Raw genomic sequence first — 21,780 nt, forward strand, 5'->3', positions numbered from 1 at the left:
TAAAAAACCGCGCTATAATTCAAGGCTTTGCTGCTCTTGAAGTGGCAAATACCGGAATGTGTCGCGAGGGAAACCCTGTGATATAACTCGGGACCATAGCTCAGTTGGTAGAGCAGCGGACTTTTAATCCGTTTGTCGTGGGTTCGACCCCCGCTGGTCCCACCAGAATTTCCGGGTTCTTAGCTCAGTTGGTAGAGCAGCGGACTCTTAATCCGTAGGTCGACAGTTCGAATCTGTCAGAACCCACCATCCTTCAGAAGGACTTGGCCGAAAGGCCAAGTCCTTTTGTTTTTTGCGCGGGGAAATCGCGGGGGCCGGCTTCAGCTCAGCTCAGCTCAGCTCAGCTTGATTCAGGCCGGATAGCCCAGCGCCGGCACGTCGAGCTGCGCCTGCCGTGCCACCCGTATGCAGTCCTTCATGTGCTCTTCACCGAAGTAGCGAATCGCCGCGTAGCCGACGGCGGCCGCGACGACCTGGCCGGCCAGCGGGACGTATTTGGCGGCCTGCTTGGCCGTCAGGCGCACGCCGATCTTGGTGGCGGCCTTGATGACCAGGTCGCGGCTGATGAATTTGCCGATCAGCACCGAGCCCACCAGGGCCACGGCTTTTTGTACCTGGTCGCGCTTTTTCGGTTCGAGCCGGTCGAGCTGCTGCGGCGTGAGGCCGAATTCCTTGTTGATCTCGGGGATGAGCTGGGACAGCATGGCCGCGTCCACCATCCAGTCGAGGCCGGGCACCGGCACGGCGCTGGCCGCGGCCGCGACCATGGCGCGCTTGTTCAGCAGCTTGCGGCTGCGCTTGACGGCGGCTGACAGTGCCGCGTTGTCCGCGGCCATGTGCAAGGCGGAAGGCATGGATCAAATCCTTTCAAGGACGGCCCCGCCTGGGCAGACAGGCTGCAGGCGAGGGGCCTGCAGCCACTTTACACCGCGGCGGTCTCGATCTGCTCGGTCAGCTCCAGCCACCGTTCTTCCAGCATGCCTATTTCGCCTTCGATGGCCTTGAGGCGCTTGCCGGCCTGGGCCAGCTCGGCCGGCGCGGTGGTGGTGGCCAGCAGGGCCTGCAGGCTGTCGCGCTCCGTGTTGAGCGCCTTCATGCGCTGGTCGATTTTTTCGACCTCCTTGCGCAGCGGCTTGGTGGCCTCGGCCTGCTGCTGGCGGCGCTGCGCGTCGAGCTTGCGCTGCTCGGGCGTGTCGCGCGGCACGGGTTTCTTTTCGGCGGGCGCGGCGGCCGGTGTTTCTGATTTGGCGGCCGGGGCCGCGCCACCGGCCTTCTTGGCCTCTTCGCGCTGGCGCTTGGCCTCGTCGAGCAGGTAGCGCTGGTAGTCGTCCAGGTCGCCGTCAAAGGGCGCGACGCCGCCGCGCGAGACCATCCAGAACTCGTCGCAGACGGCGCGCAGCAGTGCGCGGTCATGGCTGACCAGCATCACCGTGCCTTCAAACTCGTTGAGCGCCATCGACAGCGCCTCGCGCGTGGCCAGGTCCAGGTGGTTGGTCGGCTCGTCGAGCAGCAGCAGGTTGGGGCGCTGCCAGACGATCATGCACAGCACCAGGCGGGCTTTTTCGCCGCCGCTCATGCTGCCCACGGCCTGCTTGACCATGTCGCCGCTGAAATTGAACATGCCCAGGAAGGCGCGCAGGTCCTGCTCGCGCGTCTGCTGGCCGCTGATCCTGCCGGCCGCGGTGACTTCCTTGACGAGGCGGATCATGTGCTCCAGCGGCGTGTCGGCCGGGCGCAGCACGTCGAGTTCCTGCTGGGCAAAGTAGCCGATGTTCAGGCCCTTGCCTTCGGTCATCTCTCCTTGAATAGGCGCCAATGCGCGCGCCACGGTCTTGACCAGCGTGGACTTGCCCTGGCCGTTGGCGCCCAGGATGCCTATGCGCTGGCCGGCCAGCACCGACTTGCTGACGTTCTGCACGATGACCGTGGGCGGCGTGCCTTCGGGTGCGCCTTCGGGCGGCGGATAGCCGAAGAAGGCGTTCTGCATCGACAGCATGGGGTTGGGCAGGTTGGCCGGTTCCTTGAACTCGAAGGTGAAATCGGCCTCGGCCAGCAGAGGCGCGATTTTTTCCATGCGGTCCAGCGCCTTGACGCGGCTTTGCGCCTGCTTGGCCTTGCTGGCCTTGGCCTTGAAGCGCGCGATGAACTTCTGCAGGTGGGCGATCTTGTCCTGCTGCTTGGCGAAGGCGGTCTGCTGCAAGGCCATCTGCTCGGAACGCAGGTCTTCGAACTTGCTGTAATTGCCGCCGTAGCGGGTCAGCCTGGCGTTTTCGATGTGCACCGTCACGTCGGTCACGGCGTCGAGGAATTCGCGGTCATGGCTGATGACCAGCATGGTGCCCTGGTATTTTTTGAGCCAGGCTTCGAGCCAGACCAGCGCGTCCAGGTCCAGGTGGTTGGTGGGCTCGTCGAGCAGCAGCAGGTCGGATGGGCACATCAGCGCGCGCGCCAGCTGCAGGCGCATGCGCCAGCCGCCGGAGAAGCTGTTGACGGGGTTGTCGAGCTCGCTGACCTTGAAGCCCAGGCCGAGGATCAGGGCCTGGGCCCGGGCCTGCGCGTCGTGCGCGCCGGCGTCGTACAGCGCCATATAGGCATGGGCCATGCGGTCGCCGTCGCCGCTGGCTTCCGAGGCCTCCACCTCGGTCTGCGCGGCCAGCAGCACCACATCGCCTTCGACCACAAAGGCGGTCGCGCTCTGCTCGGTCTCGGGCATGTCCTGCGCCACCTGCGCCATGCTCCACTGCGCGGGAATCGAAAAATCGCCACCGTCCTCGTGCAGCGTGCCGTTGAGCATGGCGAACAGCGAGGACTTGCCGGCGCCGTTGCGGCCCACCAGCCCGATTTTTTCACCGGGGTTGAGGGTGACGGACGCGCTGTCCAGAATCACTTTGGCGCCGCGGCGCAGCACGACGTTTTTAAGGGTAATCATTTAAATGTGAAATTTCAGGAAAAGTAGTCGGGCGGCGGTGTCCACGCCTGGCCCTTGCGGTGCAAGAGCCGCGCCAGGGCTTCGCGCCGGCCGCCAGGCCGGCTCAGGCCAGTTGTTCGCGCGTCAGCAGCAAAACCTGGTCGGCGCCCGAGCTGGTCTCGAACCACAGCGGTTCAAGCGTCGGGAAGGCGCGCTCGAAATTCTCGCGCTCATTGCCGATTTCCAGCACCAGGACCGCATTTTCGCTCATATGGCGGGCCGCGTTTTGAATCAGGCCTCGAATGAAGTCCATGCCGTCGCTGCCGCCGGCCAGCGCCAGGCCCGGTTCCGCGCGGAATTCGGGGGGCAGGGCGGCCATGCTGGCCGCGTTCACATAGGGCGGATTGCACAGGATGAGGTCGTATTCGCCCGCGCAGGCGGCCAGCCCGTCCGATTCAACCAGCGTGATGCGGCTGTCCAGGTGGTGGCGGTCCACATTGATGCGGGCCACGGCCAGGGCGTCCAGGCTGATGTCGGCGGCTTCCACGACCACGTCGGGGTAGGTGATGGCCGCGAGAACGGCCAGGCTGCCGTTGCCGGTGCACAGGTCGAGCACGCGGTGGGTGTGCTCGCCCAGCCAGGGGTCTATGCTGGCGTCGGCCAGCAGCTCGGCGATCAGGGAGCGCGGGATGATCACGCGCTCGTCGACGTAAAAAGGCAGGCCCATGAGCCAGGCCTCCTTCGTGAGGTAGGCAGCCGGCTTGCGCGTGCTGATGCGCGCGTCCAGCAGCGCGGCGACCTGTGCTTCTTCCGCGGCCGTCACGGGCCGTTTTTCGACCGAATCAAGATCGTCCAGCGGCAGGCCCAGCTTCCACAGCACCAGCCAGGCGGCTTCGTCAAAGGCGTTGGTCGTGCCCTGGCCGAAGCCGTTGGAAAAGTTCAGGCCCGCGGCCTCCAGCCTGGCCGCCATCTGCTCGACCAGTGCCAGCACCGTCAGGGGTGTCGCGGCCTTTGTCATGCCGTGGCCAGCCGATCCAGCACGCCCTTGTAGATGTTCTTGAGCGGATCGAGGGAGCTCACCGGTACACACTCATTGATCTTGTGGATGGTGGCGTTGAGCGGGCCGAATTCAATGACCTGTGGGCATATCTTGGCGATGAAACGGCCGTCGCTGGTGCCGCCCGTGGTGGAGAGCTCGGTCTGCAGGCCGGTTTCGGCCTCGATGGCGCCGCGCACCGCCTCGACCAGCGTGCCGGGCGTGGTCAGAAAGGGCAGCCCGCCCAGCGTCCATTTGAGGTCGTAATCGAGCTGGTGCCGGCTCAGCAAGGCCTGCAGGCGCTGCTGCAGGCTTTCGGGCGTGGACTCGGTGCAGAAGCGGAAGTTGAAATCGACCACCAGCTCACCCGGGATCACGTTGGACGCACCGGTGCCGCCATGGATGTTGGACACCTGCCAGCTGGTGGCCGGGAAGAAGGCGTTGCCCTTGTCCCATTCGGTGGCCACCAGCTCCGCCAGCGCCGGCGCGAACAGGTGGATGGGGTTTCTGGCCAGGTGCGGGTAGGCGATGTGGCCTTGCACGCCCTTGACCGTGAGTTTGCCGCTCAGGGTGCCGCGCCGCCCGTTCTTGATCATGTCGCCCAGCTGGGCGACCGAGGTGGGCTCGCCCACGATGCAGTAGTCCAGCACTTCGCCGCGCGCCTTGAGCTGCTCGCAGACCATGACCGTGCCGTCGACCGCCGGGCCTTCCTCGTCGCTGGTGACCAGGAAGGCGATGGACAGGGCAGGGTCGGGATGGGCGGCCAGGAACTCTTCGACCGCCACCACCATGGCCGCGATGGAGGTTTTCATGTCGGCGGCGCCGCGCCCGTACAGCTGGCCGCCGCGGTGGCTGGGCGTGAAGGGGGGGCTCTGCCACTGCTCCAGCGGGCCGGTGGGCACAACGTCGGTGTGGCCGGCAAATACAAGCGTCTTGGCCGGGGTTTTGCCGGACGCCGGCTTGCCCGCGCGCTTGGCCCAGAGGTTGGTCACGCGGAAGTTTTCAGGGCCGCCGGTGATGGTTTCGCACTGGAAGCCCAGCGGCGCCAGGCGTTCAATCAGCAGGGCCTGGCAGCCGGCGTCGTCGGGCGTGACGGAAGGGCGGGCGATCAGTTGCTCGGTGAGCTGCAGGGTTCGGGACATGGTCGTTTAGGGCCTGTTAACACTATGTTTACAAATGCGAATGGGGTGAAAACAGCGCCAATCAAGGCGTGCGACGAATCCCAGACCGGGAGTCTGGGTGAGGAGCGCAACGCGGAGTGGCGCTGTTTTCACCCCATTCCCTCCGGGTTGCGATCAAAAAGGCCCTGTGCGGCGTTGCAAAGCCTTGACGGGGTTCACCCCGCCTGCGTTTTGCGCCTTGCTCAAGGCCTTTTTGACTCGCAACGCATCTTGCAAACATAGTGTTAACAGGCCCTGGGTTCGGGTCGGCCCGAAGAGACGAGCGCCATCGTGTTTTTAATGTTTCACGTCCAGCGTGATTTCGGTGAAGGACGGTTCGTCATCCGGGTCTTCTTCAGGCTCCAAGGCCTTGGCCTTGACGGCGAAGTCGTTTTCGAGACGCCACATCAGGTTGGTCGGCGAGTCGGCGTAGAGAATGCCTTCCTTGCGGGTGACAGTGCCGTCCACGATCAGCTTGGCGATGTCCTGCTCAAAGGTCTGCGAGCCCTCGGCCATGGATTTTTCCATGGCTTCCTTGACACCGGAGAAGTCGCCTTTTTCAATCAGCTCGGCGATCAGCTTGGTGTTGAGCATGACTTCCACCGCCGGCGTGCGGCCGCCATCCTGCGTGCGCAACAGGCGCTGCGAGACGATGGCCTTGAGGGCCGCGGCCAGGTCGCCCAGCATGGTGCTGCGCACCTCGACCGGGTAAAAGCTCAGGATACGGTTGAGCGCCTGGTAGCTGTTGTTGGCGTGCATGGTGGCCAGGCACAGATGGCCCGACTGCGCATAGGCAATGGCGGCCGACATGGTTTCCCGGTCGCGGATTTCACCGATCAGGATCACGTCGGGCGCCTGGCGCAGCGCGTTTTTGAGCGCCACCTGCAGCGATTGTGTGTCGCTGCCGACCTCGCGCTGGTTGACCACCGACTTCTTGTTGGTGAACAGGAATTCGACCGGGTCCTCGATGGTGAGGATGTGGCCCAGCGAAATCTCGTTGCGGCGGTCCATCATCGCGGCCAGCGTGGTGCTCTTGCCGGCGCCGGTGGAGCCCACCATCAGCAGCAGGCCGCGCTTTTCCATGATCAGGTCGGCCAGGATGGGCGGCACGTTCAGGCTGTCCAGCGGCGGGATTTCGTTGGGGATGAAACGGATCACCGCCGCGTAGGTGCTGCGCTGCCTGAAGGCGCTGATGCGGAAGTTGCCCAGGCCGGCAATCGGCAGCGCCATGTTGAGCTCGCCGATTTCCTCCATCTCCTCGATACGCTCGGGCGGCAGCACCTCGGCCAGCAGGTTGCGCGGCGCGTCCGGCGGCAGGATTTGCGCATTGATCGGAATGGCCTGGCCGTTGATCTTGATCAGGGCGGGCGAATGAGCCGACAGGTAAACGTCCGACGCCTTTTTGTCCGCCATCAAACGAAGGATTCTTTCCATCGTGCTCATAGTCCGCTCCCAGTCATTTCAATATGTGCAATCCAAGCGTGAGGCAAGGTGTTCAGTCGCGCAGCAGGTCGTTCAGGCTGGTCGTTGAACGCGTCTTGGCGTCCACGCGCTTGACAATCACCGCGCAGTACATGCTGTACTTGCCACCGGCCTTGGGCAGGTTGCCCGAGACCACGACGGAGCCCGCGGGAATACGGCCGTAAGTGACGGTGTCGGCTTCGCGGTCGTAAATCGGCGTGCTCTGGCCGATGTAAACGCCCATGGAGATGACCGAGTTTTCTTCCACGATCACGCCCTCGACGACTTCGGAGCGCGCGCCTATGAAGCAGTTGTCTTCAATGATGGTGGGGTTGGCCTGCAGGGGTTCGAGCACGCCGCCCAGGCCCACGCCGCCGGAGAGGTGGACGTTGTTGCCGACCTGCGCGCAGCTGCCCACGGTGGCCCAGGTGTCGACCATGGTGCCTTCGCCGACCCAGGCGCCGATGTTGACGTAGCTGGGCATCAGGATCGCGCCCTTGGCGATATAGCTGCCGCGGCGCGCCACGGCGGGCGGCACCACGCGCACGCCGGTGGCGCGCATTTCGCTTTCGCTCAGGTGGGCGAACTTGGTGGGCACCTTGTCGAAAAAGCCCAGGTCGCCGGCGCGCATCATTTCGTTGTCCTTCAGGCGAAAGCTCAACAGCACGGCCTTTTTGATCCACTGGTGGGTGGTCCACTGGCCCACGCCTTCGCGGGTGGCCACGCGCAGCTTGCCGCTGTTGAGCTGGGCGATGGTGTGTTCGACGGCGTCCAGCACATCCTTGGGGGCCGATTGGGCCGACAGGTTCGCGCGATTTTCCCAGGCCGCGTCAATGGTGCTTTGCAGGTTGTCTTGTGTCATGTTGGTTTCAGTCTTGTTGTTCAGTGAGTTTTGGATTGGATGAATTGAACGATGCGCTGCGCCGCTTCCACGCACTCGGCGGTTTCAGCCACCAGTGCCATGCGGATTCTGCCGGCGCCGGGATTGTGCCCCTGCGCGTCGCGCGCCAGATAGCTGCCCGGCAACACCACGACATTGTAGAGAGCGAGCAGCTCGCGTGAAAACGCGGTGTCCGAGCCCTTGAAAGTCTCGGGGATTCCGGCCCACAGGTAAAAGCCCGCGTCGGGCAGGGCGACGTCCATCACGGCCGAGAGCATGGGCGTGACCTGGGCGAATTTTTCGCGGTACATCGCGCGGTTGTCCACCACGTGTCGCTCGTCATTCCAGGCCGCGATGCTGGCGGCCTGCACGACCGGGCTCATGGCGCTGCCGTGGTAGGTGCGGTACAGCAAAAAGGGCTTGATCAGGGAGGCGTCGCCGGCCACAAAGCCGCTGCGCAGGCCTGGCACATTGCTGCGTTTGGAGAGGCTGGTCAGCGACACGAGGTTCCTGAAGTCATGCCGGCCCAGCCTGGCCGCCGCCTGCAGGCCCCCCAGGGGCGCCTCGTCGCGGAAGTAGATTTCGCTGTAGCACTCGTCGGAGGCGATCACAAAACCGTGGCGGTCGCTGAGCTCGAACAGCAGCTTCCATTCATCCAGCGACATCACGGCGCCCGTGGGGTTGCCCGGCGAGCAGACAAACACCAGCTGGGTTTTGGCCCAGACGGCCTCGGGCACGCCGGCCCAGTCGACCGCGAAATTGCGCGCCGGGTCGCTGGGGGCAAACCAGGTCTGGGCGCCCGCCAGCAGGGCCGCGCCCTCATAGATTTGGTAAAACGGGTTGGGGCAAACCACGGTGGCCCCCGGCTTGCCGGCGTCCAGCACGGTCTGTGCGAGCGAAAACAGCGCCTCCCGCGAACCGTTGACGGGCAGGATCTGCGTGGCCGGGTCCAGCTTCAGGTCGTAGCGGCGGGCCACCCAGTCGGCCATGGCCTGGCGCAGTTTGGGCTCGCCCAGGGTGCCCGGGTAGCTCGCCAGGCCGCTCAGGCTGGCCGTCAGCGCGTCCTTGATCAGCTGCGGCGTGGCATGGCGGGGCTCGCCTATGCCCAGGCTGATGGCTTTGTAGGCGGGATTGGGGGTGACGTCGGCGTGCAACTGGCGCAGCCGCTCAAAAGGATAGGGCTGAAGGCGTGAAAGCAGGGGATTCATACCCGGATTATCCAGCCTCGCGGCCGGCCCAAAATGACCGGCTGCCGGGCCCGCAGCGCCAGAAGGGCCGGCTTGCTGCCAAATTGATAGCTTGGGCGCCAGGCTGGATACCGCTGGAGCGGCGTTGGTGCAGCTGCTTTGAGGCCGGCCCGCCACGCCAGGCCAGCCGGCGCACCGGCCGGTGCGCACGGCGCGATGCAAAGTGTTTCACGCCGGCCCCGTCAAGGGCCTTTTTCCCGGCAAAATCCCCGTCCCGCTCGGGTAACATGGCGGACCGTGCCGCTTGCCGAAGGCGGCACCCGATATGCCAGCGTTGTTGTAAAAACGCTATAAGAATCAACGAGTTAGGGCCAGGCCCTGCCTCAGGCTCATAAAAACAGGGACAGCCGTGCGTCTCAATTCGATCAAGCTATCAGGTTTCAAGTCATTCGCGGAGCCCACCAATTTTGTATTACCGGGCCAACTGGTGGGTGTGGTGGGCCCCAACGGCTGCGGCAAGTCCAACATCATGGACGCGGTGCGCTGGGTGCTGGGCGAGAGCAAGGCCTCCGAACTGCGCGGCGAGTCCATGCAGGACGTCATCTTCAACGGCACCACCACGCGCAAGCCGGCCAGCCGCTCCAGCGTGGAACTGGTGTTCGACAACGCCGACCACCGCGCCGGCGGCCAGTGGGGGCAGTTTGTCGAGATCGCCGTCAAGCGCGTGCTCACGCGCGACGGCACCTCCAGCTACTACATCAACAACCAGCCGGTGCGCCGCCGCGACGTGCAGGACGTGTTCCTGGGCACCGGCCTGGGCCCGCGCGCCTACGCCATCATCGGCCAAGGCACCATCAGCCGCATCATCGAGTCCAAGCCCGAAGAGCTGCGCCTGTTCCTCGAGGAAGCCGCCGGCGTATCGAAGTACAAGGAACGCCGCCGCGAGACCGCCAACCGCCTGTCCGACACCCGGGAAAACCTGACCCGCGTCGAAGACATCCTGCGCGAGCTCAACGCCAACCTGGACCGGCTGGAAAAGCAGGCCGAGGTGGCCCTGCGCTACAACACCCTGCACGCCGACGCCAGCCTCAAGCAGCACCAGCTGTGGTTCCTCAAACGGGCCGAAAGCGAGGCCGACCAGTCCAAGGTCAAGGCCGATGCCGAAAAGGCCGTGAACGACCTGGAAAGCCGCGTGGCCGACCTGCGCCACATCGAGGCCGACCTCGAAACCATACGCCAGGCGCATTACGCGGCCGGCGACCAGGTCAACCAGGCCCAGGGCAAGCTGTATGAGGCCAGCGCCGAGGTCGGCCGGCTGGAAGCCGAGATCCGCTTTGTGGTCGACGGACGCCAGCGCGTCGAGCAGCGGCTGAACCAGCTCAAGGAACAAACCGCGCAGTGGGCCACGCGCAAGGAAGACGCCGCCGTCGAAACCGAAAGCCTGGCCGCCCAGGCCATCGAAGCCGAGGAAAAGGCCGAACTGCTGGCCGCGCAGACCGAAGAACACCTGACGCAGCTGCCGGCCCTTGAGGACGCGCTGCGCCAGGCCCAGGCCAAGGCCAACGAGCAGCGCACCAGCGTGGGCCAGGTGCAGCAGCAGATCCAGGTGCTGGCCGCCGACCAGCGCAACATCGAGGAGCAATCGCGCAGCCTGGGCTTGCGCCTGGAAAAGCTCACGGCCGACCGCAACGCGCTCAATGCGCCCGACGAAGCCCGCCTGGCCAACCTGAACACCCAGTTCGCCGCCGCGCAGGAAGCCCAGGCCGAGGCCGAAGCCCGCCTGCACGAGCTGACCGAAAGCGTGCCCCAGCTCGACGAAGAGCGCCGCACCCTGCAGCAGACCGTCAACACCGAATCGGCCAAGCGGGCCGACCTGTCGGCGCGCATGGAAGCGCTCAAGGCCTTGCAGGAAAAGGTCAAGACCGACGGCAAACTCAAGCCCTGGCTGGCCAAGCACGGCCTGGACGGCCTGCAGGGCCTCTGGAGCCGCATTCACATCGAGCAGGGCTGGGAGAATGCGCTGGAAGCCGCTCTCAGAGAGCGGCTGGGCGCCCTGGAGGTGTCCCGGCTCGACATGGTGCGCGGCTTTGCCGGCAGCGACGGGCAGGGCACGCCGCCGGCCAAGCTCGCGTTTTATTCGCCGCCCAGCGCCGCCGCACCCGCGCGTGTCAACGCCGCGATCAACCTCAAGCCCCTGACCGAGCTGCTGCGCCTGAACGACGCCGGCCAGTCGGCGCTGCTGGGCGACTGGCTCAACGGCTGTTACACCGCTGGTAGCCTGGACGACGCGCTCGCCGCGCGCGACAAGCTGCAGGCCGGCGAGGTGATTTATGTGCAGAGCGGCCATGCCGTGACGCACCACAGCGTGAGTTTTTACGCCCAGGATTCCGAACAGGCCGGCCTGCTGGCCCGCGCCCAGGAAATTGAAAACCTCGACAAGCAGCTCAAGGCCCAGGCCCTGATCAGCGAGGAAGCCCGCTCCGCGCTGGTGCGCGCCGAAGCCGCTTATGCCGATGCCGCCCAGCGCCTGGCCACAGCCCGCCGCGAAACCGCCGAAGGCCAGAGCCGGGCCCACGAACTGCAGGTGGAAGTGCTGCGCCTCACGCAGCTGGCCGAGCAGACCCGCGCGCGCAGCGAGCAGATCCAGGCCGACATGGCTGAAATCGAAGCCCAGCTTGGTGAATTGCAGGAGCGCAAGGTCACGGCCGAGGGCCGTTTTGAAGAGCTGGACATGCAGCTAGCCGACAGCCAGGAACGCCATGCGCAGCTCGACGACCGGGTGATCGAGACCGAACGCAAGCTCGGCGAATCGCGCGAACAGCAGCGTACGCTGGAGCGCCAGGCCCAGGAAGCGGCCTTCGCGCTGCGCAGCCTGGCTTCGCGCCGCGAAGAGCTGACCCGCTCCATCGACATGGCCGCCCAGCAGGCCGCCTCCATCGCCAGCGAGGAGGCGCAGGCCCGCGAAGAGCTGTCGCGCCTGACCGACGCCGCCGCGCAGGCCGGCCTGCAAAGCGCCCTGAGCGTCAAGCTCGAGCGCGAGGCCGACCTGGGCGCCAAACGCAGCCAGTACGACGACCTGACCAGCAAGCTGCGCGCCAGCGACGAGCGCCGCCTGCAGCTGGAGCGCGAGCTCGACCCGCTGCGCCAGCGCATCACCGAGTTCCAGCTCAAGGAACAGGCCGCGCGCCTGGGCTTCGAGCAGTACGAGCAGCTGCTGGCCGACGCCCAGGCCGACCTGGCCGCGGTGGAGCAGTCCATACAGTCCGGCAATGTGCGCCTCACGGGCCTGCAGGGCGAAATCGACCGCATCAACCGCGAAATCCAGTCGCTGGGGGCCGTCAACCTGGCCGCGCTTGACGAGCTGAGCGCCGCGCGCGAACGCAAGCAGTTCCTCGATTCGCAGTCCAAGGACCTCAACGAGGCCATGACCACGCTGGAAGACGCGATCAAGAAGATCGACATCGAAACGCGCGACCTGCTGTCCAGCACCTTCGACACCGTCAACGGCCATTTCGGCCGCATGTTCCCCGAGCTTTTCGGCGGCGGCAACGCCAAGCTCATGATGACGGGCGAGGAAATCCTCGACGCCGGCGTGCAGGTGATCGCCCAGCCGCCCGGCAAGAAGAACCAGACCATCCACCTGCTGTCCGGCGGCGAAAAAGCGCTGACGGCCATCGCGCTGGTCTTCGCCATCTTCCAGCTCAACCCCGCGCCTTTCTGCCTGCTGGACGAGGTCGACGCGCCGCTGGACGACGCCAATACCGAGCGTTATGCCAAGCTGGTGCGCTCCATGAGCAAGGAAACCCAGTTCCTGTTCATCAGCCACAACAAGATCGCGATGGAAATGGCCGAGCAGCTGATAGGTGTGACCATGCAGGAGCAAGGTGTCTCGCGCATCGTGGCCGTGGACATGGAAGCCGCTATTGGCTTCGCCGAGGCAGCCTGATCCCCGTATGAGCTCCTTGCAGATCAGTCTGGCGGTGGTGGGCGGCCTGGTGCTGGCCGGCGTCGTGGCCCACAGCGCCTGGTCCTCGCGCCGCAACCTGCCCAAGCGCGCCACGCCCGAGGCCGCGCCTGTGCCGGAAACGGCCGCCGCGGCGGATCACCAGCCGCCAGCAGCCGGCGAAGGCGAGGCCGAGCGGCTGGAGCCCAGCTTTGACGCCGACTCGGGCCTGGCTTCGCTGAACGCGCTGACCCGGCTCACCACGCCCGAACGCAAGCCCGGCCTGGACATTTTGATAGACGCCATGGCGGCCGTCGCCCTGGACAACGTGGTCTCGGGCGAGGCCGCGCTGGCCGCCATGCCCAGCACGCGCCGCGCCGGCAGCAAACCTTTCGGCGTAGAGGGCCTCAGCGTGATCACCGGCGAATGGGAGTTCCCGACGGCCGGCCACCGCTACAGCGCTTTCCAGTGCGGCGTGCAACTGGCCAACCGCACCGGCGCGCTCAACCAGATCGAATACTCCGAATTTGTCATGAAGGCCCAGGCCTTCGCCGACGCCGTGGGCGGCGAGCCCGAGTTTCCCGAGATGCTGGACGAGGTGGCCCGCGCCCGCGAACTCGACCAGTTCGCCAGCGCCCACGATGCGCAGCTCAGTTTCACCCTGCGCGCCGTCAATACCGCCTGGAGCCCCGGCTATGTGCAGCAAAGCGCGGCCCGGCTCGGTTTTGTTCCCGGCTCCATTCCCGGCCGCATGGTGCTGCCGGCCAGCCAGCCCGGCCACGCGCCCATCCTGGGCCTGGCCTTCGACACCCAGGCCGCCATGGCCGAAGACCCCGAGCAGACGGCCTTGCGCGAACTCACGCTGTCGCTGGACGTGCCCCAGGTGCTGCGCTCCGAGCAGCCTTTTGCCCGCATGTGCGAGGCCGCGCTGTCCCTGGCCGCCAATATGGACGGCGTGATCATCGACGACAACGGCAACCTGATACGGCCCGAGGCGATGGAAGTCATACACGCCGACCTCGAGCAACTCTATGACACGCTGGACAGCCGCGATCTGTCGGCCGGCTCGGTGCTGGGGCGCCGGCTGTTCAGCTGATTTTCCCGGGCTTTAATGCCCTTTTCCGATTTTTTCATGGCCACCAAAGACCTGTTTGCGCCACCCGAGCCTTCGCCGCAGCCGACCGCCGCCGCGGCGCGGGCCGCCACCCTGCGCGCGGAGTTGCACCTGCACGCGCACCGCTACTACGTGCTCGACGAACCGACGATTCCCGATGCCGAGTACGACAGGCTGTTCAGGGAACTGCAGGAACTCGAGGCCGCCCATCCCGAACTGCTGACGGCGGATTCGCCGACCCAGCGCGTGGGCGGCAAGCCGCTGGACCAGTTCGCCAGCGTGCGCCACAAGGTGCCCATGCTCAGCATACGCACCGAGACCGACACCGAGGCCACGGGCGCGCAGAACTTCGACACCCGCGTGCGCAAGGAGCTGGGCCTGGCCGAGTCCGAACCGCCGGTCGAGTATGTGGCCGAACTCAAGTTCGACGGCCTGGCCATGAGCTTGCGTTATGAGAACGGCATCCTGGTGCAAGCCGCCACGCGCGGCGACGGCGAGGTCGGCGAGGACGTGACGCAGAACATCCGCACCATCAACCAGATTCCTTTGCGCCTGCCCGCCGACGCCCCCCCTGTGATGGAAGTGCGCGGCGAGGTGTATATGCGCCGCGCCGACTTTGAAGCGCTCAATGAAAAGCAGCGCGAGAAGATCGCGCAAGGCGCCAAGGGCGAAAAAACCTTTGTCAATCCGCGCAATGCGGCGGCCGGCGGCGTGCGCCAGCTGGACCCGGCCATGGCCGCGCAGCGGCGCCTGAGCTTTTTTGCCTACGGCCTGGGCGAGATCACGCCGGCGGAAGAGGGCGGCCCGGCCTTCGAGAGCCATTTCCAGATGCTGCTGACGCTCAAATCCTGGGGTTTCCCGGTGGCGTCGCAGACGCAGCTCGCGCAGGGCGCGCCTGAACTGATCGCCTTTCACGAAGCCATGGGCCGGCAGCGCGACAGCCTGCCTTACGACATCGACGGCGTGGTCTACAAGGTCAACAGCCTGGCGCTGCAAAAAAAGATGGGCTTTGTCACGCGCGAACCGCGCTGGGCCGTGGCGCACAAATATCCGGCCCAGGAGCAGCTCACCACCGTGCAGGCCATCGAGGTCCAGGTGGGGCGCACCGGCAAGCTCACGCCGGTGGCCAAGCTGGCGCCGGTGTTTGTGGGCGGCGTCACCGTGACCAATGCCACGCTGCACAACGAGGACGAGGCGCGGCGCAAGGACGTGCGCGTGGGCGACACCGTGATCGTGCGCCGCGCGGGCGACGTGATCCCCGAAGTCGTCAGCGTGCTGCTCGACAAACGCGTGCAGGACGCACCGCAATTCAGCATGCCGCGCAAATGCCCGGTCTGCGGCTCCGACGCCGTGCGCGAGGAAGGCGAAGCCGACTATCGCTGCACCGGCGGCCTGTTCTGCGGAGCCCAGCGCAAGGAAGCCATCCTGCATTACGCGCACCGGCGCGCCGTCGAGGTCGAAGGACTGGGCGACAAGCTGGTCGAGCAACTGGTGGACGCCAACATCATCCGCACCTTGCCCGACCTTTACAAACTGGGCCTCACGGCGCTGGCCGGCCTGGACCGCATGGCCGAAAAATCGGCCAACAACCTGCTGGAAGCGCTCGAAAAATCCAAGCAGACGACCTTGCCGCGTTTCCTGTTCGGCCTGGGCATACGCCATGTCGGCGAGGCCACGGCCAAGGAACTGGCACGCCACTTCGGCAAGCTCGATGCCATCATGGACGCCACCGAGGAGCAGTTGCTGGAAGTCAGCGATATCGGCCCCATCGTCGCGCAAAGCATACGCACCTTTTTTGAGCAGCCGCACAACCGCGAGGTAGTGGAACAGCTGCGTGCCTGTGGCGTGACGTGGGAAGAGGGCGAGCCCGCCGCCCGCACGCCGCAGCCGCTGTCGGGCAAGACCTTTGTCATCACCGGCACCCTGCCTACCCTGAGCCGCGACGAGGCCAAGGACAAAGTGGAAGCCGCCGGCGGCAAGGTCGCTGGTTCAGTCAGCAAGAAGACCGATTTTGTGGTCGCGGGCGAGGAGGCCGGCAGCAAGCTGGTCAAGGCGCAGGCGCTGGGTGTGCCGGTGATTGATGAGGCGGCCTTGCTGGCCATGCTGGCCGGTTGATGATTTAAGGTGCGGAGGCCGTAGATGCAGGCGCTTGAAACCATCAATACCCCCGACCTCCTGGACTCGGTCGTCAGCCTGTCCTCCGCCTTTATTTTTGGCGCCCTGATCGGCTTTGAGCGCCAGTACCGCCAGCGCACCGCCGGCCTGCGCACCAATGTGCTGGTGGCAGTGGGCGCGGCGATTTTTGTCGACATGGCGAACCGGCTCTCGGGCTCGTCCGGCGCGGTGCATGTGGTGGCCTATGTGGTGTCTGGCATAGGTTTTCTGGGCGCCGGCGTGATCATGCGCGAGGAAGGCAATGTGCGCGGCCTCAACACGGCGGCCACTCTGTGGTGCTCGGGCGCGGTGGGCGCCTGCGCCGGCGCGGACCTCATCGTGCAGGCCGGCATCGCCACGCTGTTTGTGCTGGCGGCCAATACGCTGCTGCGGCCCATCGTGAACCAGATCAACCGCCTGCCGCTGGACGTGCAGTCGGCCGAGGTGACCAACACGGTCTATGTGGTGACGGATGGATCGCACCAGAAAGAGGTGCTGTCCATCCTGGAAAAATCCCTCGAAGCGCTGCATTACCCGACCAACGACCTGGAGGTTTATGCCTTCGGCGAGGAGGGCGTGAAAATCCAGGCCACGCTGGTGGCCATCGCGGTGGACGGCGCCGCCATGGACCGCCTGGTCCAGCAGCTCGGCGAGCTGCCCATGGTGAGCCAGGCCTACTGGAGCGCCAGCACCACGGAGTAGCCGCGCAAGAGCGGCCTTACATGGCGTTACCGGGGTTTGCACGCCGGACGTCAGGCCGGCCGCCCCCGCCGGACGTTGAAAAGACCTGTACACAGGAGCTTTTCCATGAATAACAAACGTTTGCCCGCCTTGCTGGCCGCCGCCGGCCTGGCCGCCTTGCTGTCTGGTTGCGTGGTCGCCCCTGTCGGCCCTCCGGTGGCGGTTTACCCCTCCCGTCCCGTTTATGTCGAACCCGCACCTGTCGTGGTGGTACCCGCGCCGGGTTATTACCGGGGTTGGGGCTACAGGCATTGGCGTTAAGCCAAAAAAGCTTCGCGCCGCCATAATCGGCGCATGACCATTCGCGAAATCCTCAAGATGGGCGACCCCCGGCTGCTGCGGGTTGCCCAGCCCGTCACCGCCTTCGACACCGATGAGCTGCACCAGCTGGTCTCGGACATGTTCGACACCATGCGCGCCGTCAACGGCGCGGGCCTGGCGGCGCCGCAGATCGGCGTGGATTTGCAGCTGGTGATTTTCGGCACCGACGCGGTGAACCCGCGTTATCCCGACGCGCCGCTGGTGCCGCGCACGGTGCTGCTCAACCCGGTGATCAAGCCCCTGGGCCCCGAGGAGGAAGAGGGCTGGGAAGGCTGCCTGTCGGTGCCCGGGCTGCGCGGCGTGGTGCCGCGGTTCTCGCGCATCCACTATGCCGGTTTTGACCAGTACGGCGATGCGATAGAACGCACGGTGGAGGGCTTTCATGCGCGTGTGGTGCAGCATGAATGCGACCACCTGATCGGCACCTTGTACCCCATGCGCATCCGCGATTTCAGCCGCTTCGGTTTTACCGAGGTGCTGTTTCCCGGGCTGGACGCGTCCGACGACGATTGAGCGCTGACAAGGGCCAGGGGTACACTGGCCCCGGTTGAGGGCTATTTCGCCCCGTTTGAGCGTGTTGTACGCAAGGAAAGTTTTCCGCATGCCGCACGCTCCCGTCCCGGGCCCGGTTCCCGCCGCCGGAACCGCCCCTGCAGCACCCTACCTGCTCAAGTATGAAACCGTGTGCGGCAGCGGCGAAGACCTGCAGCTGCGCTCCCTGCTGGACCGGCAGCAATTCCACGATCCCCTGGGCGAGGCCGAGCGCGAAGGCATTTCTTCCTCGGCCTGGCCGCTGTTCGGCCTGCTCTGGCCCTCGGGCCGGGTGCTGGCCCATGCCATGCTGAGCTTCGAGCTGGATGGCAAGCGCATCCTGGAGCTGGGCTGCGGCCTGGCGCTGGCCAGCCTGGTGGTGCACAGGCGCGGCGGCAACATCACCGCCAGCGACTGCCATCCGCTGGCGGCGGAGTTCCTGCTGGAGAACCTCAAGCTCAACCAGCTGCCGGCGATGAAATACCAGGCCGGCAACTGGTCGCGCGCCAACCCGCTGCTGGAGCGCTTTGACCTGATCATAGGCAGCGACGTGCTTTACGACCGCGGCCAGCCCGAGGCCTTGTCGCAGTTCATCGAGCTGCACACCTACGCGGATGCCGAAGTGCTGATTGTCGACCCGGACCGCGGAAACCGGGCGAGTTTTAATCGAAAAATGGATGTATTGGGCTATTCACGCACTGAGACGCGAGTGTCCGAACTCCCGGGGAACGGCGGCGTTTACAAGGGCCGGCTTTTGCAATACCTGCGCAAATCAGCCGCCTGAACTCAGCGCCGGCTCAGGTATTGAGCGCTTCGAGCAACTCAGTCTCGATCGCGATCTGCGCCTTGTTGTGCTGCAGTTCGGGCCCGTCGATCAAAAACGTGTCTTCCACGCGCTCGCCCAGGGTGCTGACCTTGGCCAGCTGCAGGTTGATGCGGTGGCGCGCCAGCACCCGCGCGATGCGGTACAGCAGCCCGACACGGTCGCTGGCCGAGACGCTGAGCAGCCAGCGCTGGGCTTTTTCGTCGGGCCGCAGGTCCACGCGCGGCGCGATCGGAAAGCTCTTGACCCGGCGCGACACGCGGCCCTTGCCGGGCGGGGGCAGGGGGCCGGGCTCCTCGATGGTGCGGTCCAGGTCGGCCTCCACCATGGCCGCGAGTTCGCGGTAGTGGTCGGCCAGCGTCGGGCTGACGACCTGGAAGGTGTCCAGCGCATAGCCGTTCTGGGCGGTGTGGATCTTGGCATCCAGGATGCTGAAGCCGGCTTCGTCGAAGTAGCCGCAGATGCGCGCGAACAGGTCGGGCGCATCGGGCGTGTAAACCAGCACCTGCATGCCTTCGCCGGCCAGGGAGCGGCGCGCGCGCACCACCGCCTTGGCCTTGCCGACGTGGCGCGAGAGCTGGCGTGCGTGCCAGGCAATGTCGGAGGCCTCGTGGCGCATGAAATAGCTGACGTCCAGCGTGTCCCACAGCAACTTGTGCGCCTCGAAGGGTTCGGCATGCAGGGCCAGGGTGGTCAGGGCCTCGCGCTTGCGGGCCTCGACCTCGGCGTCCGCGTCGGGCGCGCGGCCGCCCAGCACGCGCAGGGTGTAGCGGTACAGGTCCTCGAGCAGCTTGCCCTTCCAGGCGTTCCAGACCTTGGGGCTGGTACCGCGTATGTCGGCCACCGTCAGCAGGTAGAGCGCCGTCAGGTAGCGCTCGTTGCCCACGCGCTTGGCGAAGGCCGCGATGACTTCCGGGTCGCTCAAGTCTTCCTTCTGCGCAATGCGGCTCATGCTCAGGTGCTCGCCGACCAGGAATTCGATGAGTTTTGCGTCCTCGGTCGCGATGCCGTGCTGGCGGCAGAAAATGTGTACTTCCTTGCAGCCCAGCTCGGAATGGTCGCCACCGCGGCCCTTGGCGATGTCATGGAACAGCGCGGCGATGTACAGGATCCAGGGTTTGTCCCAGCCGGCCGCCAACTGCGAGCACATGGGATATTCGTGCGAGTGCTCGGCCATGAAGAAGCGCCGCACATTGCGCAGCACCATCAGGATGTGCTGGTCCACCGTGTAGACATGGAACAGGTCGTGCTGCATCTGCCCGACGATCTTGCGGAAGATCCAGAGGTAGCGGCCCAGCACCGAGGTCTGGTTCATCAGCCGCATGGCATGGGTGATGCCCTCGGGCTGCTGCAGGATGCGCAGGAAGGTCGCACGGTTGACCGGGTCCCTGCGGAAGCTGGCGTTCATCAGGCCGCGGGCGTTGTAGAGCGCGCGAAGCGTGCGCGCCGACAGGCCCTTGATGCCCACCGTGGTTTCGTAGAGCAAAAAGGTCTCGAGGATGGCGTGCGGCTCGCGCGCGTACAGATCGTCGCTGGCCACCTCCAGCATGCCGGCCTTGTCGCAAAAGCGCTCATTGATGGGCCGCAGCGGGTAGGTGTTGGGGTTCAGCCGCTCCTCGATGTTGAGCAGCAGGATCTGGTTGAGCTGGGTCACGGCCTTGGCCGCCCAGTAGTAGCGCTTCATCAGCGCCTCGCTGGCGCGGCGCGGCAGCTTGCTGCCGTCGTCGGCCTCGGCCGAATAACCGAAGGATTCGGCCACGGCGGTCTGCAGGTCGAACACCAGGCGGTCTTCGCGGCGCCCGGCGATCAGGTGCAGGCGCGCGCGTATCAGGCTCAGCAGGGCCTCGTTGGCCTTGATCTGCCGTACCTCAAAGGCCGTGGCCAGGCCCTTGCGCGCCAGGTCGTCCCAGGACTTGCCCAGGCCGGCGGCGCGCGCCACCCAGAGGATCACCTGCAGGTCGCGCAGGCCGCCCGGCGACTCCTTGCAATTGGGCTCCAGCGAGTAGGGCGTGTTCTCGAACTTGTTGTGGCGCTGGCGCAGCTCCAGCGTCTTGGCCACGTAAAAAGCCTGCGGGTCCAGCACGGCGGCCAGGCGTTTTTGCAGCTGCTGGAAGTTCTTTTTGGCGCCGGCGACCAGGCGGGCCTCCAGCAGTGAGGTCTGCACTGTGACGTCCTTGGAGGCTTCCTCCACGCAATCGGACGCTGTGCGCACGCTGGAGCCGATTTCCAGGCCCACGTCCCAGCAGGCGCCTATGAAGCGCTCGACCTTGGCCTTCAGCGCCGGGTCGGCATCGACGTCGGTGTGGTCCGGCAGCAGCAGCAGCACGTCCACGTCCGAGTGGGGAAACAGCTCGCCGCGGCCATAACCGCCCGCGGCGACCAGGCAGGCCGCGGCCGGAAAGCCGGCGCCTTCCCACAGTGCCTGCAGCGTGGCGTCGGTGTGGCGGGCGAATTTTTGCAGCAGGCCATGGATGCCGCGCGAGGACGCGCCGCTGGCGGCCAGCGAGGCCAGCAAGGCGGCCTTGCCGGCTTTGTACTGCTCGCGCAGCTGGGGCAGGCCGGTCATTGCCGTAGAGGCCGTGTCAGGGGACGCGCGCGGCACGGGCATAGGGGCCATAGGGGCGCCGCTCAGGCGCTGACCGTGGCCTGGACCGGGCTTTGCTGCGGCACAAAGGCCGGAATCGGCGGGCTGCCGGCCGACAGGGTCAGCACCTCGTAGCCGGTGTCGGTCACCAGGATGGTGTGCTCCCACTGGGCGGACAGCGAATGGTCGCGGGTCACGATGCTCCAGCCGTCTTTTTCGGGGCCGTCCTTGATGTCGCGCTTGCCGGCGTTGATCATGGGCTCTATGGTGAAGGTCATGCCGGGAACCAGCTCTTCGAGCGTGCCGGGGCGGCCGTAGTGCAGCACCTGGGGTTCTTCATGGAAGTTTTTGCCTATGCCGTGGCCGCAGAACTCGCGCACCACCGAAAAGCCCTGTTTTTCGGCAAAAGTCTGGATCGCAAAGCCGATGTCGCCCAGCCGCACGCCGGGTTTGACGCGCATGATGCCCTGCCACATGGCTTCGTAGGTGATGTTGCACAGCCGCTTGGCGGCGATCGAGGCCTCGCCGACCAGGTACATGCGGCTGTTGTCGCCGTGCCAGCCGTCCTTGGTGATGACCGTCACGTCGATGTTGACGATGTCGCCCTTTTTGAGCGGCTTGTCGTTGGGAATGCCGTGGCAGACCTGGTGGTTGACCGAGGTGCACAGCGATTTGGGGTAGGGCACATAGCCCGGGGGGCCGTAGCCCAGGGTCGCGGGAATGGTGCCCTGGACCTGGGTCATGTAGTCATGGGCCAGCCGGTCGATTTCATTGGTGGTCACGCCCGGTTTCACGAAGGGGGCCAGGTAATCCAGTACCTCGGAAGCCAGCCTGCCGGCCAGGCGCATGCCCTCAATTCCGGCCGCATCTTTGTAAGTAATACTCATGGCCCTGATTATCCCACCGCTCTCCGGGGCATGCATTTTCAGCATGAGAC

Annotated in this window: 16 protein-coding genes and 2 tRNA genes; 9 read left to right on the plus strand and 9 right to left on the minus strand. The window is 65.7% G+C overall.

Features of this window, described 5'->3' with window-relative positions; all coding sequences use genetic code 11:
- Positions 1–89: 89 nt before the first annotated feature.
- Together ACEN9P_RS22785 and ACEN9P_RS22790 are read left to right on the plus strand one after the other, a co-directional pair.
- Positions 90–165 (plus strand) — tRNA-Lys (locus ACEN9P_RS22785).
- A gap of 8 nt (positions 166–173) precedes the next feature.
- Positions 174–249 (plus strand) — tRNA-Lys (locus ACEN9P_RS22790).
- Between the two features lie 101 nt (positions 250–350).
- Here ACEN9P_RS22790 and ACEN9P_RS22795 read toward each other — a convergent pair.
- From ACEN9P_RS22795 to dapC, 7 genes are all read right to left on the minus strand, one after another.
- Positions 351–854, minus strand: a complete 504-nt coding sequence (locus ACEN9P_RS22795) for a hypothetical protein (protein WP_477664813.1) — start codon at positions 852–854, stop codon at positions 351–353.
- Between the two features lie 68 nt (positions 855–922).
- Complete coding sequence (locus ACEN9P_RS22800; protein ID WP_477664814.1) at positions 923–2,929, minus strand: ABC-F family ATP-binding cassette domain-containing protein; 2,007 nt, start codon at positions 2,927–2,929, stop codon at positions 923–925.
- 103 nt (positions 2,930–3,032) lie between these two features.
- On the minus strand, positions 3,033–3,926 hold the full coding sequence (prmB, locus tag ACEN9P_RS22805) for a 50S ribosomal protein L3 N(5)-glutamine methyltransferase (protein WP_477664815.1): 894 nt from the start codon (positions 3,924–3,926) through the stop codon (positions 3,033–3,035).
- Entirely contained in the window at positions 3,923–5,086 is a 1,164-nt protein-coding gene (dapE, locus tag ACEN9P_RS22810) for a succinyl-diaminopimelate desuccinylase (RefSeq protein WP_495620549.1), read from the minus strand. The genes prmB and dapE overlap by 4 nt, the downstream gene beginning before the upstream one ends.
- Before the next feature lie 315 nt (positions 5,087–5,401).
- The gene (locus tag ACEN9P_RS22815) at positions 5,402–6,547 is read right to left on the minus strand and encodes a PilT/PilU family type 4a pilus ATPase (RefSeq protein WP_477664817.1); all 1,146 of its coding nucleotides are present in this window, start codon (positions 6,545–6,547) and stop codon (positions 5,402–5,404) included.
- A 52-nt stretch (positions 6,548–6,599) separates the two neighbouring features.
- The gene (gene dapD / locus ACEN9P_RS22820) at positions 6,600–7,427 is read right to left on the minus strand and encodes a 2,3,4,5-tetrahydropyridine-2,6-dicarboxylate N-succinyltransferase (RefSeq protein WP_477701035.1); all 828 of its coding nucleotides are present in this window, start codon (positions 7,425–7,427) and stop codon (positions 6,600–6,602) included.
- 20 nt (positions 7,428–7,447) lie between these two features.
- Positions 7,448–8,653 (minus strand): succinyldiaminopimelate transaminase, encoded by a 1,206-nt coding sequence (gene dapC, locus ACEN9P_RS22825; protein WP_477663090.1) that lies wholly within the window; start codon positions 8,651–8,653, stop codon positions 7,448–7,450.
- Positions 8,654–9,041: 388 nt separating this feature from the next.
- Between dapC and smc the strand changes: the two genes are divergently transcribed.
- The 7 genes from smc (at position 9,042) to ACEN9P_RS22860 (ending at position 18,220) form a co-directional block, all read left to right on the plus strand.
- On the plus strand, positions 9,042–12,578 hold the full coding sequence (gene smc, locus ACEN9P_RS22830; RefSeq protein WP_477663091.1) for a chromosome segregation protein SMC: 3,537 nt from the start codon (positions 9,042–9,044) through the stop codon (positions 12,576–12,578).
- A 7-nt stretch (positions 12,579–12,585) separates the two neighbouring features.
- A complete protein-coding gene (locus ACEN9P_RS22835; protein ID WP_477663092.1) occupies positions 12,586–13,671 on the plus strand; it encodes a cell division protein ZipA C-terminal FtsZ-binding domain-containing protein in 1,086 nt (361 codons plus the stop codon).
- A 36-nt stretch (positions 13,672–13,707) separates the two neighbouring features.
- A complete protein-coding gene (gene ligA / locus ACEN9P_RS22840; protein ID WP_495620550.1) occupies positions 13,708–15,804 on the plus strand; it encodes an NAD-dependent DNA ligase LigA in 2,097 nt (698 codons plus the stop codon).
- 24 nt (positions 15,805–15,828) lie between these two features.
- Positions 15,829–16,545, plus strand: a complete 717-nt coding sequence (locus tag ACEN9P_RS22845) for an MgtC/SapB family protein (protein ID WP_477663094.1) — start codon at positions 15,829–15,831, stop codon at positions 16,543–16,545.
- Between the two features lie 105 nt (positions 16,546–16,650).
- Entirely contained in the window at positions 16,651–16,845 is a 195-nt protein-coding gene (locus ACEN9P_RS22850) for a hypothetical protein (protein WP_007874547.1), read from the plus strand.
- A gap of 33 nt (positions 16,846–16,878) precedes the next feature.
- Positions 16,879–17,418 carry a peptide deformylase gene (gene def, locus ACEN9P_RS22855; protein WP_074574241.1) on the plus strand — a complete coding sequence of 180 codons (540 nt, stop codon included), beginning with the start codon at positions 16,879–16,881 and terminating at the stop codon, positions 17,416–17,418.
- 88 nt (positions 17,419–17,506) lie between these two features.
- Positions 17,507–18,220 carry a class I SAM-dependent methyltransferase gene (locus ACEN9P_RS22860; protein ID WP_477663096.1) on the plus strand — a complete coding sequence of 238 codons (714 nt, stop codon included), beginning with the start codon at positions 17,507–17,509 and terminating at the stop codon, positions 18,218–18,220.
- A 13-nt stretch (positions 18,221–18,233) separates the two neighbouring features.
- Here ACEN9P_RS22860 and ACEN9P_RS22865 read toward each other — a convergent pair whose 3' ends face one another.
- Both ACEN9P_RS22865 and map read right to left on the minus strand, forming a co-directional pair.
- Positions 18,234–20,825, minus strand: a complete 2,592-nt coding sequence (locus tag ACEN9P_RS22865) for a [protein-PII] uridylyltransferase (protein WP_477663157.1) — start codon at positions 20,823–20,825, stop codon at positions 18,234–18,236.
- Between the two features lie 62 nt (positions 20,826–20,887).
- A complete protein-coding gene (gene map / locus ACEN9P_RS22870; RefSeq protein ID WP_074574244.1) occupies positions 20,888–21,730 on the minus strand; it encodes a type I methionyl aminopeptidase in 843 nt (280 codons plus the stop codon).
- Positions 21,731–21,780 lie beyond the last annotated feature (50 nt).

The sequence above is a fragment of the Polaromonas sp. Polasp52 genome (genome assembly GCF_059491565.1).

Bases quoted from the DNA above. Each gene is read 5' to 3' on its own strand.
- dapE (WP_495620549.1), bottom strand. From the start codon at position 5,086: ATGTCCCGAACCCTGCAGCTCACCGAGCAACTGATCGCCCGCCCTTCC.
- ligA (WP_495620550.1), top strand. From the start codon at position 13,708: ATGGCCACCAAAGACCTGTTTGCGCCACCCGAGCCTTCGCCGCAGCCG.
- dapC (WP_477663090.1), bottom strand. From the start codon at position 8,653: ATGAATCCCCTGCTTTCACGCCTTCAGCCCTATCCTTTTGAGCGGCTG.
- ACEN9P_RS22850 (WP_007874547.1), top strand. From the start codon at position 16,651: ATGAATAACAAACGTTTGCCCGCCTTGCTGGCCGCCGCCGGCCTGGCC.
- ACEN9P_RS22860 (WP_477663096.1), top strand. From the start codon at position 17,507: ATGCCGCACGCTCCCGTCCCGGGCCCGGTTCCCGCCGCCGGAACCGCC.
- ACEN9P_RS22865 (WP_477663157.1), bottom strand. From the start codon at position 20,825: ATGACCGGCCTGCCCCAGCTGCGCGAGCAGTACAAAGCCGGCAAGGCC.
- ACEN9P_RS22795 (WP_477664813.1), bottom strand. From the start codon at position 854: ATGCCTTCCGCCTTGCACATGGCCGCGGACAACGCGGCACTGTCAGCC.
- ACEN9P_RS22845 (WP_477663094.1), top strand. From the start codon at position 15,829: ATGCAGGCGCTTGAAACCATCAATACCCCCGACCTCCTGGACTCGGTC.
- ACEN9P_RS22835 (WP_477663092.1), top strand. From the start codon at position 12,586: ATGAGCTCCTTGCAGATCAGTCTGGCGGTGGTGGGCGGCCTGGTGCTG.
- def (WP_074574241.1), top strand. From the start codon at position 16,879: ATGACCATTCGCGAAATCCTCAAGATGGGCGACCCCCGGCTGCTGCGG.
- map (WP_074574244.1), bottom strand. From the start codon at position 21,730: ATGAGTATTACTTACAAAGATGCGGCCGGAATTGAGGGCATGCGCCTG.
- ACEN9P_RS22800 (WP_477664814.1), bottom strand. From the start codon at position 2,929: ATGATTACCCTTAAAAACGTCGTGCTGCGCCGCGGCGCCAAAGTGATT.
- dapD (WP_477701035.1), bottom strand. From the start codon at position 7,427: ATGACACAAGACAACCTGCAAAGCACCATTGACGCGGCCTGGGAAAAT.
- prmB (WP_477664815.1), bottom strand. From the start codon at position 3,926: ATGACAAAGGCCGCGACACCCCTGACGGTGCTGGCACTGGTCGAGCAG.
- ACEN9P_RS22815 (WP_477664817.1), bottom strand. From the start codon at position 6,547: ATGAGCACGATGGAAAGAATCCTTCGTTTGATGGCGGACAAAAAGGCG.